The following is a 16760-nucleotide window of genomic DNA, read 5'->3' on the forward strand; positions in this document are numbered from 1 at the left end:
CGCGCAGGGCACTGGCCACCAGATAGCCTGGCGCCCCCATGTCGATGAGGCGCAGGGCGCTGGTGATGGCATCGTTGGTGTGCAGGGTGGTGAGCACCAGGTGCCCCGTGATGGCGCCGCGCAGGCCTATCTCCACCGTCTCGTTGTCCCGCATCTCCCCCACCAGCAGTATGTCCGGATCCTGACGCAGGGTGGAGCGCAGCACCTGGGAGAAGGTGAGCCCTATCTTGGGGTTGACCTGCACCTGGTTGATGCGGGGCAAGCGGTACTCTACCGGGTCTTCTACCGTGATGATCTTCTGGCTCGCCTCGTTCAGCTCGGACAGGGCGCCGTAGAGGGTGGTGGTCTTGCCGCTGCCGGTCGGCCCCGTCACCAGTATCATGCCGTGGGGCCGTTTGAGCTGGCGGCGAAAACGCGTGAGGATCTCGGGGGGCATCCCCGTCTCCTCGAGGGAGAGGATGCCGGCGCTCTGATCCAGCAGTCGCATCACCACGGACTCCCCGTGCTGCACCGGCATGGTGGACAGTCGCACGTCCACGTCGCGCCCGCGCACCTTCATGGCGAAGCGGCCATCCTGGGGCAGCCGCTTCTCCGAGATGTCGAGCCCGGCCACCAGTTTCAGGCGCAGCACCAGGGCCTGGGCGATGCGCACCTCGTTGAGGAGATTCTCGTGCAGCACGCCGTCGATGCGCTGGCGGATGCGCAGCACCTTCTCGTCGGGCTCGATATGGATGTCCGAGGCGCCGACCTGCACCGCGTCCTCGAACAGGGAGCGCAGCAGCTTGGCCACGGTCGCCTCCCCCTCGTTGCCCCCCTCCAGGTTGCTGGATCCCAGCTCGAAGCCGGCATCCTGATACTCCTCGTGCAACTGCTCGGCGAAGCTCTCTATCTCGCGGGTACGGCGATAGAGGCGGTCGAAATAGTCGAGCAACTGGCCCTCACGGGCCACGGCGAGGCGCATCTCCCGCGGCCGCAGCAGGTTGGCGATGGCATCCAGGGCGCTCAAGTCGGCGGGGTCCGACATGGCCACCGTCACCTCGTGTTCGTTCTGGTTGACCGCCAGGGCGCGATAGCGACGGGCCTGCACCTCGGGCAAGAGGGCGACCGCCTTGCCGTCTATGGTGAGGTTGTTGAGGTCGAAGAAGGGCACCCCGAGCTGACGGGCCAGGAATTGCAGCAGTTGCACCTCGCTGATGAAGCCCAGATCGATGAGGGTGGTACCCAGCTTGCGACCGGTCTGACGCTGCTGTTGCAAGGCGAGTTGCAGCTGATCGTCCGTGACGATCTGCTCTTGCACCAGCAGATCGCCCAGGCGCATCTTCAGTCTCGGTTGTGCCATGAAAACTCCGTGTTGTGAGCCGGCGCCCCGGCGCCGACCCGCTCAAATCGATGACCGCGGCCAATGGCCGCGATCAGGCATGCACCTTGTTCAGGGCCCCAGCTGCGCCAGACGCTGGCCGAGCCAGGCCTGGGAGGCTTCTCCCAGGTTGCCGTGCAACTGGGCATTGCGATAGGCATCCCGGGCGCGCTCGCCATGGCCCTGGCCATCCTCGGCGATCCCCAGTCCCAGCCACCAGCGCCCCTGATCCGGTTGCACCCGCAGCAACCGGACATAGAGCTCGGCCGCCTCGGCATTCTGTCCCAGCTCCTGGCTCAGGCCGGCCCAGGTCGCGTAATAGTCGAGGTTGCTGGCCAGGGGGGGCCGGGCGCCGCCGAGCCAGGCGAGGGCCCCTCGCTTGTCCTCTTCGGCCAGGGCCAGACGGGCCCGCAACAGGCGAAAATCGGCCTGATCCGGCTGGCGACGAATGCCCTCCTCCAGCAGGGCGCTCGCCTCGGCGAGGCGACCCTGGCCATAGAGCAGACCCGCCAGCTGCTGCCGGGCCTGTTCGTTGTCCGGCGTCTGACGAAGCAGGGCGCTGAACTGGGCCTCGGCTTCGCTCAGCTCCCCCTTGACCAGGGCCGCGTTGGCCTTGCGTTCGCTCAATACCGCGAACTCGGCCGGGCTCAGCTCCACCGTCTCTATCTTGAGGGAAGGGGCGCGGCGTGGCGCCGGTTCGGGCGCCGCCTCGACGGCGAGCTCGGCATGGAGATCCGGCTGCAACTCGGCGTCGCTCGGTTCTCTCTCCTGCCACTGGGGCTCATCCATCTCGTCGAGATCCGCCCCCTCGTCTGTCTGTGCCTGCGCCAGAGGAGCTGGACTGACCGCCCTCGCTGGCTGTGCCACTGCCTGGGTCGAGGCGTCAGCAGACGGGCCAGGCGCTGGCTGGGCCTCTGCCGGTGGCAGTGGGGTTTGCGGCGCCAGCTCGGATACGGACGAACCAGGCAAGGGGGCCTGTTCACTGGGCAATGACACCGGAGGCAGGACGACAGCCGTCAGATGGCTCCTCTCCTGCTGCTGTTGCCAATAGAGCCAGCTGCGCCAGCTCAGGATGCCGAGGGCCAGGCCGCAGATCAGGGTGAGCAGCAGCATCCACCAGCCCTGGCCCCGGGCGGGCGCCACATAGACGGCGGCGGGCTCGCCATTGCCCTGGCGGCGCTCGAGATCGGTCAGCATCTTGTTGATAACACTCACAACCAGACTCCTGCCCGTTGCATGAAAAATAGGGGGTCACTCACTCGGTTCATGGCCAGATCCCGTAGAGCAGGGCGGCGGCCAGGCCCAGAGCCAGCACCAACCAGCGTCCTCGCCAGGGACGGCTGGCGTCTTCGGTATCCCGGATGGCGAGCCACACCTGGGCGGGCAGGATGCGCCGCACCCCTTCGCCGTAGCCAACCATCAGGCTCTTCTGGGCCAGCACATTGATGAGGCGGGGAATGCCGCGGGAGGCGCGCCACAGCAGGCGCTGGGCCGCCTTCGACCAGAGGGGGGCGCCGCGATAGCCGGAGACATGCAGCCTGTGCTCCAGATAGGCGCGCGCCTCATCCTGGCGCAGGGGGCGCAGGGCATAGGAGAAACCGATACGCTGACGCAACTGACGCAGATGGGGCTGGGCGAGGCGCCCGTCCAGCTCGGGCTGGCCGAACAGCACCACCTGCAGCAACTTGCTCGCCTCCGTCTCCAGGTTGCCAAACAGCCGGATGGCCTCCAGCGTCTCGTCCGGCAGGGCCTGGGCCTCGTCGAGCAGCACCACCACCCGACAGCCCTGCTGGTGCAGGCCGATGAGGTGGCGATGGATCCGATCCGTGATGTCCAGCTCGCTTCCTTCCTGCACCGCGAGCCCCAGCTCCAGGGCCAGGGCGATGCGCAGCTCCGCCGGGGTGAGGTGGGGGTTGGGCAGCCAGGCGAGTCGCACCGGCTGTTGTTCGGAGCCAAGTTCGGCCAGCAGCTTGCGGCAGAGCAGGGTCTTGCCCGTGCCCACCTCGCCGGTCACCTTGATAAAGCCCTCCCCCTGACCCAGGGCCCAGTGCAGCACCTGCAGCGCCTCCTCGTGGGGGGGCAGCCCGTAGTAGAACCCCGTGTTCGGGGTGAGGGCGAAGGGGGGCTCCTGCAGACCGAAATGGTTCAGGTACATGGCGCCCCCCTGCCGGGCAGGGGCGACGGGACGCACGGCGTCACCACTCACCGATCCCGGGCTGGGTACCATTTGTCCAGCAACTCGGAGGAGCGTTGCAGCTCTTTTTGCCAGGTGTCCCTGGCCACCACGGTCGGCTTGAGCAGGATCACCAGCTCCACCTTGCGGTTGCTCTCGCTGCGGTTGGTGAAGGCCTCGCCGACCCAGGGGATGTCGCCGAGCAGGGGCACCTTGCTCACTATCTCCTGCTTCTTGGTCTCCATCAGGCCGCCGATGACGATGATGTCGCCGTCGTTGGCCTGCACCACGGTATCGGACTCGCGGATCGAGCTCTTGGCCAGGGGCAGCACCAGGGGGTTGGCGGTGCCGACGCTGATGGTCTTCTGCTGCTCCTGGGTGTCGATGACAGAGGGGTGTATGTGCAGCAAGACCCTGTCCTGTTCGTCGATCTGCGGGGTCACGTCCAGGGCGATGCCCGAGAAGAAGGGGGTCAGCTCCACGTTCGGGTAGACCTGATCCTGGTTGCTGCTGCTGGTGATGGTGGTGGAGGCGTCGGTGACGAAGTATTCGTCCGTGCCGACCTTGATCACCGCCTTCTGGTTGTTGGTGGCCGTCACCCTGGGGCTCGACAGGGTATTCACGTCCCCTTGGGTCTTGAGCAGGTTGACCGCCACATCGAAGTTGCCGTCCGAGATGGTGAAGCCGGCGCCGCCGCCCAGAGCCTTGAAGATGGTGTTGGTGCTGGCGGCGACCGTGTTGCCCACCAGGCTGCCGATGCCTGTGACCCCCTTGCTGCCACCGTCCCAGGTCGCGGAGAGGCCGTTCCAGTCCACCCCCTGCTCATAGCCCTCGTTCAGGGCCACCTCCAGGATGCGGGCCTCCAGCACCACCTGGCGCTTGAGGTGCGACTCGGACTGGTTGAGGAACTCCCGCACCGCCTTGAGCTCCTTGGGATAGGCGCGCAGGGTGACCAGGCCCGCCTGGGGACTGGTGATCACGGCCCGCCCCTCCCCCTTGCCGATCAGGGTCTGCAGGGATTCCTTGAGATCGGTCCAGTAGTCGGTGTTGGTGTCCGTCTCTATCTGGGTGCCGTTCTGCTGGCCACTGCTGGAAGAAGAGCTGTTGTTGAAGCCGTTGCCGTTCAGGCTGGTCTGGCTGTCGTTGTTGAAATTGTTGTTGCTGCCGCTGTTGGGGTCATTGGCGGTCACCCCCCCTGTGCTGATGGCGGTACGGGACTGGCCGCGACGCGCCATCATCAGGTAATTGACCGGTATGGTCTCGGTGCGCAGCCCGGCCGGATAGATGTGATAGACCGGGCCCTTGCGCTGCACGTCGAAGCCATACATATCTGCCACCACGGACAGCACCTCGGGCAGGGTCACATCCTTGAGCTCCAGGGAGATGAGCCCGGCAACCCCGGGATGGACCGCCACGCTGTAGCGGGATCCCTTGAACAGGGAACCGAAGAAATCCACCGCCTCCACGTCATGGGCGGCGATGCGCAGCCGCTTCTCCGGCACCGCTGCGGGCAGGGCGGGGCGATTGAGGGCCAGCAGCTCGTTTTGCACCGAGCTTGGCACCGTCAGCGCCTGGGCCTGGGCGTTGCGCTGCTGTTCGAGACGGGCGTCGAGCAGCGCCTCCTTGGCCGAAGTCGGTTCCGGATGACGATAACTGGTACAGCCAGCGGCCAGCACGGCGAGGGAGATCACACAGAGTCGATGTCTTTTCATGAAATGAGAATGCCCTGACTGAGAATTCGAAGTGGCGCGCGGCGCCGACATGGTGAGGGGTCGGCTCATCGCAGGATACCGCCGGCAAACAGCGCCAGCCGCAGGCGCTTGCCACCCTTGTCCAGCAGCACGGCGTCGGCGTCTATTCCCACCAGCCGATAGCCGTTGATGCTGTCCCCTATCCGGTAGCTCTGGCCGTCGAGCACGGCCCGGGCGGGCCCGTTGCCCAGCATGATGCTCTGCAACCTGGGCAGGCCGCGGCCCTGGCTGGCGCTCCCCTGTCCCGCTGGCGCCTCCAGGGGCTGAGTCGGATCCCTCAGCACCTCCGCCTGGACGACAGGCGATAACAACAAAATAAATATCAGCAACTTAACCACGAATAAACTCCCGACTGGTGCTCAAGGTGTATATCTCCATCTCCACCTGTGCGCCGGGGTGAGTCTGCACCCGATAGTCGAACAGCCGCCAGTAGAAGTGACGCGGCAAGGCTTCCAGCGCCTTGAGATACTGATACACATCGAAATAGTTTCCCTCCAGCCGCAGGCGGATCCCATGCTTGAACAGGTTGCTGCTCTGCTCCCCCGCCATCAGGGGGGTGGGGGCGATGCTGGTCAGGGCCACCATGTGCAGGCGGGAAGATCCCGCCAGCAGGCTCTCCAGCACCGCGGCCATCTCGTTGGCCGGGATCAGATCCACCGTCTGGGCCTTGAGCTCGCCATCGAGGCGCACCAGCTGCCCATCGAGCTCGGCGAGCTGGCGGCGCACCCCGAGGTTGGGATCCCGGTTGAGCCTGGCCTGCTTGCCCTGGTTCTCGAGCCCCATGATCTCCAGGTCCCGCTGGGCGGTGACCAGGGCCTGCCTGTCTTGCTCCAGGCGCAGCTGAGCCCCTTCCAGCCAGCCGTAATAGAGGACGGCGAACAGCAGGATGAGGCCGGTCAGCAGGATCAACACCCGCTCGCGCTGGCTCAGGGCGGCCACCCGATCGCCATATGCTTGCCAATGGGCTCTCATCAGGGGGTCTCCCGCGCGATACCGCTCAACTGAAACTGCAGCCGCCCCGCCGGGTCGCGGCTCAGGGTCAGCTCACCAAACTCTTTTCCCGCCAGGGTCGGCATCTGCTTGAAGCGATTGACCCAGGCCGGCACGTCCTGGCTGCTGCGCGCCACCCCGGCCAGATTGATGCGCCCCTCGTTGACCTCGATCCGCTCCAGGGCCAGCCTGTCGTTGGCCAGCCGGGCCAGATCCGACATGATGCCGGCATAGCCCTGGGACTTTTGCAAAGAGAGGCTGCCAAGCTGGCTCATCAGGCCCTGCTTGGCACTCAGTTCGTCCCGCTTCTGGGCCAGCTGGCGCTGGAGCGCCGGATCGGCCTGATGACGGGCCAGGGCCGCGTCCAGGCGCTTGGCCTCGCCCCGCTGCACATCCAGGGCCAGCCGCACCTGGGCCAGCTCACGGCCGACCCCCTGCTGCTGCCAGAGCGTCCAGCCCCCCAGCCCGACCAGCAGCAGGGTCAGCAGACCCCAGGCCAGCACCATCTGGGGCAGGCCGGCCCACTGGCGGCGTGGGTGAAACTCGGGAGCGTAGAGGTTAAGGGTGCGCTTCATCACGACCTGGCTCATGACGGATCTCCCAGGGCGGCGCCGTAAGCTGGCAGGTATTCGACCCCGGCCAGCACCGCCTTGTTGGCCATGGCGGACACCGGCAAGGCGAAGGTCTGCTCCATGTGGCGCACCAGGGTGCCGATGAAGGGCGAGGCGATGGCGAGCTGCAAGGCACCGGGCTCGGGCAGCTTGAGCTGGCCGGTCAGGTAATCGAGGGAGCGCTGGATCTCCAGCATCAGGCTGTCGAGCTGCATGGGTGTCGGCTCCTGCTCGCCGGTCAGGGCGGCGAATCCGCGCAGCTGGCGCGAGAAGCAGAGTCCCCCCTGGTGGAATACCAGCAGCTGCAGATCCTGGCCTCTGGCTTGCCACAGCAGCATGCGCACCCGGCTGTCCCGCTCCTGAAGAGAGGTGAGCGCCAGCTCGTCATGCTGTATCGTCTCCAGCCGCGCCACGGCGTTGACGGCATCGGCCACCAGCCGGATCCGGCTCTTGGGCACACAGATCACATTGATGCGCGCCTGGCCGGCCGGCGGCGTCGGCAGATCCACATAGTCCATCGCCAGTTGCATTACCGGCTCGCTGACGTAATCCTTGACGGCCCAGGGCAGGGCCCCGGCCATTTCGGCCTCGGGCACGGCGGGCTTGTCGATCTGGACCTGCTGGCAGAGCGAAGCGGCCAGGGCGACCCGTACCCGGGACTTGGCCAGGCCATGGCGCGAAAACAGCTCGGCGATGGCGACGGGCCACTCCTGCTGGCTATTGACGCTGCGGGTCGCGAAGATGGGGGGATCCTGCAGGGCGGCCAGCATGACCCTGTCCTGGGCCAGCAGCAACCCGACCCGGCTCCCCTTGGGCTTTGCGGAGAAGAAGGCTGTCATCGTGATAGATACCTGGCCGCTGAAAACGGATTAAACCTTAACATATACAGTGAATTAGCCTCTATATAAATGACGAACGACCAAGGCAGACTGCCCTCGCCGCTGCACGCCATCCATCACCCCCTGCTGGACCAGTACGGGGTCAGCCTCTGGTGCAAGCGCGATGATCTGATCCACCCCCGCCTCTCGGGCAACAAGTGGCGCAAGCTCAAGTACCAGCTGGTGCAGGCCAGGGCAGAGGGCAAGCGCCGTCTGGTCTCGTTTGGCGGCGCCTACTCCAACCATATTCACGCCCTGGCGGCGGCTGGGCGCCAATCAGGGCTACACACGACCGGTATCATACGTGGTGAGCCCGCCGCCGTCAGCAATCCCACCCTGACCGATGCCAGAAGCTGGGGCATGGAGCTCATTTTCGTGGATCGCCAGAGCTACCGCCGTCGCCAGGATCCCCACTGGCTGGCCCAGTTCCAGGGGCCGGACACCCTGCTGATCCCGGAAGGGGGCAGCGCCCCCCTGGCCCTGCCCGGGGTCGCCGAATTGGTGGACGAGATGCCCTTCTCCCCGGATCTCTGGGTGCTGCCCTGCGCCAGCGGCGGCACCCTGGCCGGGCTCGTCTCGGGCAGACGGGAGGGCCAGCGGATCCTCGCCATCGCCGTGCTCAAGGGGGCCGACTTCATCCGTGACGAGGTGTGCCGCCTTCATCCCGCCGCCGCCATTGACCCTCACTGGTCCATCGCCCTCGACCACCATGATGGCGGCTACGCCAAGTTCAGCCCGGCGCTCTGGCACTGGGTGCAGCAGTTCAGCGCCGAGACGGGCCTGCCGCTGGAGCCCATCTACAGCGGCAAGGCGATGTGGGGCCTGTTTCGCGAGCTGGCGGCCGGGCGCATCCCCAGAGGCAGCCGCATCGTCTTCCTTCACACCGGCGGCCTGCAGGGGCTGGCCGGGCTCAGGGAGCAGGGGCGGATCTGATCCCTCATCAGGGGCGGGCCATGGGCTCTGGCTCGCTGAACCAGGGCCCCTGGCCACCATAGACCCCCAGGTGGCGCAGCATCTTCCACTCCTCCTGGCTTTCCACCCCCACGGCGATCACCCTGGCCTGGGTATTGGCACAGCCACCCACCAGGCTGCGCACCGCCATCTGGTTGACCTGACGACTCTGGATCTCCCGCACCAGGCTGGGGTGCAGCCGCAGGAAGTTGATCTCGAACTCCTTGATGTACTGGGTGCTGACCACGTCCTGACCCGCATGGTCGATGGCCAGCTGGCAGCCCAGCATGCGCAGGGAGCGCAGCGGCCGCTTGAGAGCCTCGTAGTGGCGGGTCACCTGGGCCTCGGAGAGCTGCAGCACCAGGCGCTCGTTGGTCCTGCGCGGCAGCTGGAACAGGGCGAAGAAGAGCCAGCGCTGGAACTCGCGATTGAGCAGGCTCTGGGCGCAGAGGTTGAGGGTGATGGGGGGGCTCGTCTCGTCTCCCCCCCGCAGCAGCAGCAGGGTCTGCTCCGTCACCAGCCGATCCAGGGGCAGCAGCAGCCCCGTCTTCTCGGCCATGGGAATATAGACCCCCGCCTGCAGGGGCCGCCCCTGCTCGTCCAGGATCCGGGTCACTATGTCCTGCTGGACGACAGGCGCCCCCTGATCCTGCTGCACCCCCTGACGGTAGAAGTCGATGCCCCTCTCCTCCAGCCGACGACTGAGCAGGCTGCGCCAGCGTACCGTACCCTTGCTGCTCGGCTCCAGGCTGAGGCGCTTCTCGTAGAGGAACCAGCCGCTGTGGCCCTGCAGGCGGGCGCTCTTGAGGGCCAGCTCCGCCTCCTCCTGCACCTTGAGCAGGCTGTCGTTGGCCTGGTAGCAGACGGCGCCGATGAACACGGCCGTCTCCGGGTTGACTCCCTGAGGCCAATGCAGCCGTTGCAGGCTCTTGAGCAGCTGGCCGGCCCCGTCCACCATCTCGCTCTCCGCCATGTTGGGCAGCAGCACGGCAAAGGCCTGACCGCCGTAGCGGGCCTGCAGGGCGCCGTTGTGCTTGCGCACGAAGGTGCCGATGGAGGCGCTCGCCTCCTGCAACAACTCCCGTACCTGGCGGGCATCCTCTTCGAAGTCGAACTCCTCCAGGCAGGCCAGCTCGATGAGCAGCACACCGCCGCTCATCACGTTCGCCTCCATGATGGCGCTCTCCAGCCTATTGTCGAAGAAGAGGCGGTTACCTATGCCTATGTCCTTGTCGACAAAGGCATTGCTGCGGATGAAATTGTCAAAGCGGCTGCGCTCCTTGCGGGCATCGGCCAGTTCGGCAAGCAGCTTGTCGAGGGCGCCGCTGGCGGAGACGGGCCACTCCTCGGCCGGATCGTGGGCCAGCTTGGCCAGCTTGCCATCCAGGATCAGCTGACCGCGCAGGGCCAGCAGCTCGGCCCCCCTCAGCTGCAACCGCAGCCAGCGAATGGAGTACCAGAGCCCGAACACCACGATGAGGATGCCAAGGGAGATGCCGGACATGGCCTGGATCGAATATTCGAACTCCTTGAAGGGGCGCTCGAGCTTGAAGTCGGCCACCAGGCCGGGCTGGCGGGAGAGCTGACGCTGATAGGGGATCAGCAGGCTCTCGTCCTCCTGATACTGGACGTCGCGAAACCAGTAGATGCGCTGCTTGCCCTGATGGACCTCCAGCTCGACCACCCGGGCCGAGCGCAGCAGGGTCGGCAGCCAGCGGGTGAGATCCCTGTGGTCATCGGCCACCTCCAGCTGCTTGTCGAGCACCTCCACCAGGGAGCTGACCTTGTTCTGTTGCAGCTCGAAGCCGAGCTGGCGAAAACTGAATACTCCCCCCAGCAGCACCATGGTCATGGCCGCTATCACGCACAGGGTGATGAAGGAGACGAGTTGTGTGGTGAGTTTCATGGGCCTTCCGTATGCACCAACGTCCGTGTTGACTCATGGTAACAGCCGGACCCATGGCCGCCTATGGACGGGGATCCCACTGCTGAGATTAAGGGGCGCGAGCATAATCAATCGCGGCATGAATACCAAGGCGATTGGGGATGACCGGATGGGGGGAAGGCACAAAGAAAAATGGTCCCGCAGAGGGGACCAAAACACTCATATCAAAACTAACACTCTGTGCTACTGACAAAACATACAGATACAGGAGTATTGAACACACGGTGAGTCAAACCGCACGGCTACTCTACCCAGTTCAGATAAGCTGGACAATTGTCATTTCTGACAGGTCAGCGATTGAATCTCGAACAAACCATCAAATAAAATTAATGTTTATCAAAAGGTTATTGCATCGTGCTTAAAACGCGATCAGGCTCATTCAAATTGATACAGCTAATCTTTATGATGGTTAAATCTCAATCGAGTCACCTTTTTCCCGACAGAAGGTTCCCCCATGTCAAGACAGACGCCGTTATGGATTTCCCTGGGGCTCTTCTGTACGCCTCCCCTACTGCTCTTGCTGCTCGGACCCCTGCTCACCAAGCCCCTGACCCACCATCTGCTCAAGGCAAAGGAAGAGGAGCTGCTCGCCTATCAAGCGGAGCGCAGTCAACTGCTCAGCCATGACCTCCTCGCCCAGCTGTCCCGTTTCAAGTTCGATTGCGGGCCACAGGACATGGCGCTGCTGCGATCCCCCGACTATTACAACCGCCACATTCGCTTCGCCGCCCTGCAACCGGCCAAGGGTCAGGGGTGTTCTACCCTGGGCCCCCAGTGGCCCTTCGTGCCCGAGGTCAAGCTATCCCCCTCTGCCGATTTTCAGCTCACCAGCACAGCCCCCAGGTTCGATACCGAGCGAGAGATGCTTGTCTATGCGCGGCGCAATGACAATCTGGCCTACTGGGTGCTCGACAGCAGCTGGAGCCACGAGCTGTTGAGAACCCCCTGCAAGGGGTGCTTCTACCTGGAGTTCAACCACAAGGATCCCGCCCTGGCCGGCCTCTTCTTTCCCCGGGGCAACAAGCAGATCCGGGCAGAATCCAGCCCGATCAGCACTGTCCATTTCGACAACCAGCATCAGGTGGAGCAGACCCTGCTGGCCGGTCAGGCCCTGCGCCAATACGCCGCCAGCCAGATCCGCCACTATGGCCTGCCCATCAGCCTCTTGCTGGGACTGGGGTTGGTGCTGACTTACTGGCTGCTGCGCAACTACCGCAACTCCCTGGATGGCCTGCTGCGGCTCGCCATGCAGCGGGGGGAGTTCATCCCCTTCTACCAACCCATCGTCGACAGCCGCAGCCACGAGGTGGTGGGGCACGAGGCCCTGATCCGCTGGCGGCGCAATGACAGCTTCGTGCCCCCCGGCGCCTTCATCGACTACGTGGAGCGCCAGGGGCTGATCGTGCCCATCACAGAGCAGCTGGTGCGCCAGGTGGTGGCCGATCTCGAGCAACTGCCGCCGCCCCAGTGGGTCAGCGTCAACCTGGTCGCCGCCCACGTCGAGCACAGCTACCTGGACGAGATGCTGCAACGGCTGCGCTGGCCGGATCCCGACCGCCTCACCTTCGAGCTGACCGAACGCATCCCCATCACGGACATGCAGCGGGCGGCCCGCGAGATGGCCAACCTGGGCCTGCGGGGTTATCACTTCAAGATCGATGACTTTGGCACCGGCTACGGCGGCTTCGCCTACCTGCAACGGCTCGGGATCCGCCGCATCAAGATAGACAAGATGTTCGTCGACACCATAGGCACCCAGGATCTCAAGCGCAGCGTGCTCGACGCCATCATCGCCTTCGGCCGCGAATCAGGGATGGAGATGATAGCGGAGGGGGTCGAGAGCCAGGAGCAGATCGACTACCTGGCCGAACGGGGGGTCTACCTGATCCAGGGCTATGCCTTCGCCCGGCCCATGCCCATCGCCGAGCTGGTCCACTGGCAGCCGCCAATGAAGGCGGCAGAGGCGATGCGCGCCAGTGGGGCCTGACGGCCCCGGTCACTCACTCGCAGATGAGGTTCTTGCCAAGGGCCTTGGCGCGATAGAGGGCGCCATCGCCCCGGTTGAGCAGCTGATGGGACCCCTCCCCCGCCAGATACTCCGCCAGCCCCAGGCTCAGGGTGAGGGGCAGGGGCGAGTCGAGCCCCACCTCGGCGATATGGCCCCGGATCTTCTCCGCCACCCGGCGCGCCTCCGCCAGGTTGGTGCCGGGCAGGATCAGGATGAACTCGTCGCCGCCCCAGCGGGCCAGGGTGTCTATCTCCCTCAACTGCCCCTTCACCTGGTTCGCCAGGGCGATCAGGGTCAGATCCCCGGCGCCATGGCCATACGAGTCGTTGATCTGTTTGAACTCATCTATGTCGAGGGTCACTATGCTCAGGGGCTGGTTGAACCGCTTTGCCCGCTCGCACTCGTGGCGCAGGGTCTGCTCCAGCCGATAGCGATTGGCGACCTGGGTCAGGGCATCCGTCTCCGCCAGGCGGCGATTCTCCTCCACCTGATGCAGCAGCGCCTCGTTGGCATGGCGCAGCTCCTGGGTGCACTCCTCCACCAGCAGGGAGAGGGACTTGTTGGTGGACTCCAGGGTTTCGAAATAGAGCCGCTTGTCGTGGATGTTGCGGTGGGCCCCTATCATGCGGGCCGGCGTCCCGTCCTGATGGCGGGCCACGATATGGCCGCTGTCCTCGATCCACAGATAGTCGCCACCGCTGGTGCGGCAGCGATACTCGATGCGGTAATGGGGACTGCGGCCGGCCAGGTAATCGTCGAAGTGGGTCATGACCCGGCCCAGATCTTCCGGGTGGATGAGGGACTCCCAGGTGAGCACGTCGTTGTCCAGACTGTGGGGCTCATACCCCAGCATGCGATACCAACCGGCGTTGCGATAGACGTAACCCGAGTCGACGTGCCAATCCCAGATACCGTCGCTGACCAGATCTATGATGGTTTGCACCACCTCGTCGCAGAGGTCGGGCAGCAGCGGGTCCCTCTGTCGATAGCTCTCCTCATTCATGATGCCATCCTTGCTTACATTCATGGGGCTATTTGCTGGGATCAAGTGTAGGGGCTGACGCCAGAAAAAGAGGGGGGCCAGCTCGCAGATTGCGCAGCCGGCATCAGGTTGTGATGCGCTTGAATCTCAAGCGGCGCGGGGGATCCAGAGGATCGGGGGCCGCTCGGGTGACGAGGCGGGGGCCCGATCAGGCCCCCTGGGGAGAAGGGTCAGTCGGAGAGATAGTATTCCACCGTGGAAACCACCCGCACCTTCTTGATATAGGGGGTGCTGGAGTCGCGATTCTCCACCGTGAACTGGCCCTGGTTCGCGGTGCGGATCTTGCCGAGCCGACTGGCGGAATCCTTGGCAAACTTGTCGGCCACCTCCCGCGCCGAGCGGGTCGCCTCCTCCACCATCTGCGGCTTGAGCTCGTTGAGGCGGGTGAAGATGAACTCGGTCTGCTGATAATCCTGACCGGCGAAGGCGATGCCCTGCTGGCCCAGCTCGGCGATGCCGTTCATCAGCTGGCGCACCCTGTCCACCTGGCCGGAGCGCACCGTGATGGTCTGGGCCGCCGTGTAGCGAAACGCGCTCGCCTCGGCGCCGCCATAGGGCTGAGCCAGCTTGTCGGTGACGGCGGGAGGCGCTATCAGTATCTCCTCCTCGGCCACGCCGTTGAGCTTGAGATAGGCCAGAATGGCGGCCGCGCTCTTGCCCATCTCGCCATAAAGGCCGGGCAGCTCGTTGCTGGCGCCGGAAAAACGAATGGGCCAGACCACCACATCGGCCTGCACCTCCTTCTCAGACAACCCCTTCACCGACACCCGACGCTCATACTCCTTGGCCTTGAGCAGGCTGTTGCCGCCGATCCAGGCCATGCCCAGCAGCCCTGCCAGCAGCAGGCTGCCGAGGACGAGGGACGATTTCACGCTCTGTTCCATAACAAACTCCCCATCAGATGGTGTCTTGTGACCAGCCGTTTCTTGGTTGTAGCAGAAGTTGTACCAGAACCCGGCCCCCCCGCCAGCCCGGGAGCGTCCTCCTTGGGTGAAGCCGAGGAAAAGTGGCGCCATACGCGACATATTGCGGCGGCAGAAAGACGGGAGAGCTTGAAGGAAACCGGCCCAGATATGCGGGTGGCGCAAACGCGGTAAGCCCTATGACCTGTGCGATACAACTCACTTCGTTTATTGCATCCTATGATGCTAAACATTAAAAACATGACGAGCCTCATATGCCACTCACCATAAAGGTGTTAAATTATTTCCCAATTTAAACAATAGGGACTTAATTATGACATATAGGGACTTTAGCAATAGCCAGTTTATGACGTCATTATCCGAGCGCTCAGACCTTGAAGTATATGGGAAATTGAAAGGGGCTATTTATGCCATTGAGTTGTTCACAGGGACTGATGATATTCACACCAATATCCAAGATGCAATAACTGAAGGCCCTGATGACGAAAAAATTGACATTCTATATGTGGATAGAGAAAGAAAGTCCATAATCATAATCCAATCTTATTTCACAGATTTATTTAGAGCTGAAGGTGCAAAACCAAATAAATCGAGTGATGTAGCGTATGCGACTGTTGTTTTTATAAATAAAAACATCACTGATATACCATCTCGAATAAGATATCAGGTACAAGATGCAAGAGATGCTCTAGAAGAAGGTATGATAGAAAATATTTATATTTGGTTTTTACACAACTGCCCAGAGACTATTGACTGTGAGCGTCCACTCAGAGGAATTTCAGACTCAATAAACTCCAGCTTGAATGATAAATACCCTGGTAAGAGATTTCATATAGTAACCAAACAGCTTGGATTAGAAAGCCTTGATGAACTATATAGCACCAAACAACAACCAATAATCATCACTGATGACATAACTTTTGATGGAGGTCTACCTGGATTCATTGAAACAAAGAATGGAGACTGGACGTCATTTTCCACAAGCATACAAGGATATAAGCTAAAAGAGCTGTATGATAAGTATACAGAGGACAAACTTTTCAGCGCCAACGTTCGTTCATATTTAGGTGCAAATAAAAAGGATAAATACATAAATGGTCAGATCGTAGAGAGCGTGAAAAATGATGCGGATGACTTTTTTGTTTTAAATAATGGAATTACTGCTCTTGTACATGATTTATATATAGACAAATTTGATGAAAATAACGTCCTTGGCGTATTGAGAGGTATAAAAGGTATCTCTATCGTCAACGGGGCTCAAACAACTGGCTGTATTTCCAATGCAGATGGCGTTGTTAGCCCCACTCTTAAAGTTGGTGTTCGCTTTGTAAAAACCAGTACAAACAAACGGATTAGCGCAATAACCAAAGCAAATAACTCTCAAAATAAAGTAATATCTTCTGACTTTAGGTCTAGTGACCAAATACAGAAAAGGCTACGTGCGGAGTTCAATAGGATCCCTGATGCTGTATATATGGGAGGGCTGAGGAAAGAATTAACGCCAGATGAAAAAAGGAAGTTAATGCCTGCAGACTCTGTTGCACAAGTCTTACTAGCCTTTCATGGGCACCCTAGGGATAGTTATCACGAGAAAAGCAACATCTGGGATTCAACACAATTATATGCTGATGCATTCAATGACTCAATTACAGCAAGACACATCTTTTTTGTTTACACTCTCTATGAAGCCATAATTAAACATAGAGAAGAACTTAGAGAAGAAATGCGTGATGGAACTCTAACAGATAGAAATAAAGAAAAACTGGCATTCTTGATTAAACCTGGCGCACCATTCCTAGTCGTTAAAGCTGTATCTGCAATTATGGAAGATATATGTGGCCAACGTATTCCCAACTTTTACACAATCGGCTTTAACAATAAGCTAGATCGGCAGACTTGCGTTGAACTATGGAAATCAATAGTCATCAGGGTAACATCCCGACATATAACTTTAGGGCCAGCAGCCGATGGGCGCTTATCGAAGAAAGATATCATCGACAATCAGATAAGAGCCTTTGCCCAAGATATGGGAACATTTGAGGACCAACACGAAGAATGGTTCTCTATTTTTAGAAGCAACATTGTCTATTCATAATCATCAATAATATAAGTTGCTCCTCTTTCATATCGA

14 protein-coding genes are annotated in these 16760 nt (G+C 61.7%); 3 read left to right on the forward strand and 11 right to left on the reverse strand.

Annotated features, from left to right (window positions below; all coding sequences use genetic code 11):
• The 8 genes from mshE to BN1119_RS17705 all read right to left on the reverse strand — a co-directional run.
• Positions 1–1339, reverse strand: a 1339-nt coding sequence (mshE, locus tag BN1119_RS17670; RefSeq protein ID WP_042001208.1) for an MSHA fimbrial ATPase MshE, incomplete at its 3' end; no start/stop codon positions are given.
• A 90-nt stretch (positions 1340–1429) separates the two neighbouring features.
• Positions 1430–2572 (reverse strand): tetratricopeptide repeat protein, encoded by a 1143-nt coding sequence (locus BN1119_RS17675; protein WP_042001210.1) that lies wholly within the window; start codon positions 2570–2572, stop codon positions 1430–1432.
• Positions 2573–2621: 49 nt separating this feature from the next.
• Positions 2622–3512, reverse strand: a complete 891-nt coding sequence (locus BN1119_RS17680; RefSeq protein ID WP_042001213.1) for an ExeA family protein — start codon at positions 3510–3512, stop codon at positions 2622–2624.
• Positions 3513–3559: 47 nt separating this feature from the next.
• Positions 3560–5242, reverse strand: a complete 1683-nt coding sequence (gene mshL, locus BN1119_RS17685; protein ID WP_042001216.1) for a pilus (MSHA type) biogenesis protein MshL — start codon at positions 5240–5242, stop codon at positions 3560–3562.
• Positions 5243–5307: 65 nt separating this feature from the next.
• Positions 5308–5619 carry a SctD/MshK family protein gene (locus BN1119_RS17690; protein WP_042001219.1) on the reverse strand — a complete coding sequence of 104 codons (312 nt, stop codon included), beginning with the start codon at positions 5617–5619 and terminating at the stop codon, positions 5308–5310.
• Positions 5612–6253: a type II secretion system protein M gene (locus BN1119_RS17695; protein ID WP_042001222.1), complete on the reverse strand. Its 642-nt coding sequence runs from the start codon at positions 6251–6253 to the stop codon at positions 5612–5614. The genes BN1119_RS17690 and BN1119_RS17695 overlap by 8 nt, the downstream gene beginning before the upstream one ends.
• A complete protein-coding gene (locus tag BN1119_RS17700; protein WP_042001375.1) occupies positions 6253–6846 on the reverse strand; it encodes a PilN domain-containing protein in 594 nt (197 codons plus the stop codon). The genes BN1119_RS17695 and BN1119_RS17700 overlap by 1 nt, the downstream gene beginning before the upstream one ends.
• A gap of 11 nt (positions 6847–6857) precedes the next feature.
• A complete protein-coding gene (locus BN1119_RS17705; RefSeq protein ID WP_042001223.1) occupies positions 6858–7721 on the reverse strand; it encodes a hypothetical protein in 864 nt (287 codons plus the stop codon).
• Positions 7722–7790: 69 nt separating this feature from the next.
• On the opposite strand from BN1119_RS17705, the gene BN1119_RS17710 reads away from it, so the two are divergent.
• Positions 7791–8693 carry a 1-aminocyclopropane-1-carboxylate deaminase/D-cysteine desulfhydrase gene (locus tag BN1119_RS17710; protein WP_042001225.1) on the forward strand — a complete coding sequence of 301 codons (903 nt, stop codon included), beginning with the start codon at positions 7791–7793 and terminating at the stop codon, positions 8691–8693.
• 7 nt (positions 8694–8700) lie between these two features.
• Here the strand turns inward: BN1119_RS17710 and BN1119_RS17715 are convergent, their stop codons facing one another.
• The gene (locus BN1119_RS17715; RefSeq protein ID WP_042001227.1) at positions 8701–10617 is read right to left on the reverse strand and encodes an EAL domain-containing protein; all 1917 of its coding nucleotides are present in this window, start codon (positions 10615–10617) and stop codon (positions 8701–8703) included.
• 493 nt (positions 10618–11110) lie between these two features.
• Here BN1119_RS17715 and BN1119_RS17720 point away from each other — a divergent pair, with 493 nt between their 5' ends.
• On the forward strand, positions 11111–12643 hold the full coding sequence (locus BN1119_RS17720) for an EAL domain-containing protein (protein ID WP_042001230.1): 1533 nt from the start codon (positions 11111–11113) through the stop codon (positions 12641–12643).
• A gap of 13 nt (positions 12644–12656) precedes the next feature.
• On the opposite strand, the gene BN1119_RS17725 is transcribed toward BN1119_RS17720, so the two are convergent.
• Entirely contained in the window at positions 12657–13667 is a 1011-nt protein-coding gene (locus tag BN1119_RS17725) for a sensor domain-containing diguanylate cyclase (protein WP_042001233.1), read from the reverse strand.
• Positions 13668–13876: 209 nt separating this feature from the next.
• Positions 13877–14590, reverse strand: a complete 714-nt coding sequence (locus BN1119_RS17730) for an SIMPL domain-containing protein (protein WP_042001235.1) — start codon at positions 14588–14590, stop codon at positions 13877–13879.
• A gap of 385 nt (positions 14591–14975) precedes the next feature.
• Between BN1119_RS17730 and BN1119_RS20280 the strand changes: the two genes are divergently transcribed.
• Entirely contained in the window at positions 14976–16724 is a 1749-nt protein-coding gene (locus BN1119_RS20280) for an AIPR family protein (RefSeq protein WP_167335486.1), read from the forward strand.
• Positions 16725–16760 lie beyond the last annotated feature (36 nt).

Source organism: Aeromonas bivalvium (assembly GCF_000819765.1).
GTDB lineage: Bacteria > Pseudomonadota > Gammaproteobacteria > Enterobacterales > Aeromonadaceae > Aeromonas > Aeromonas bivalvium.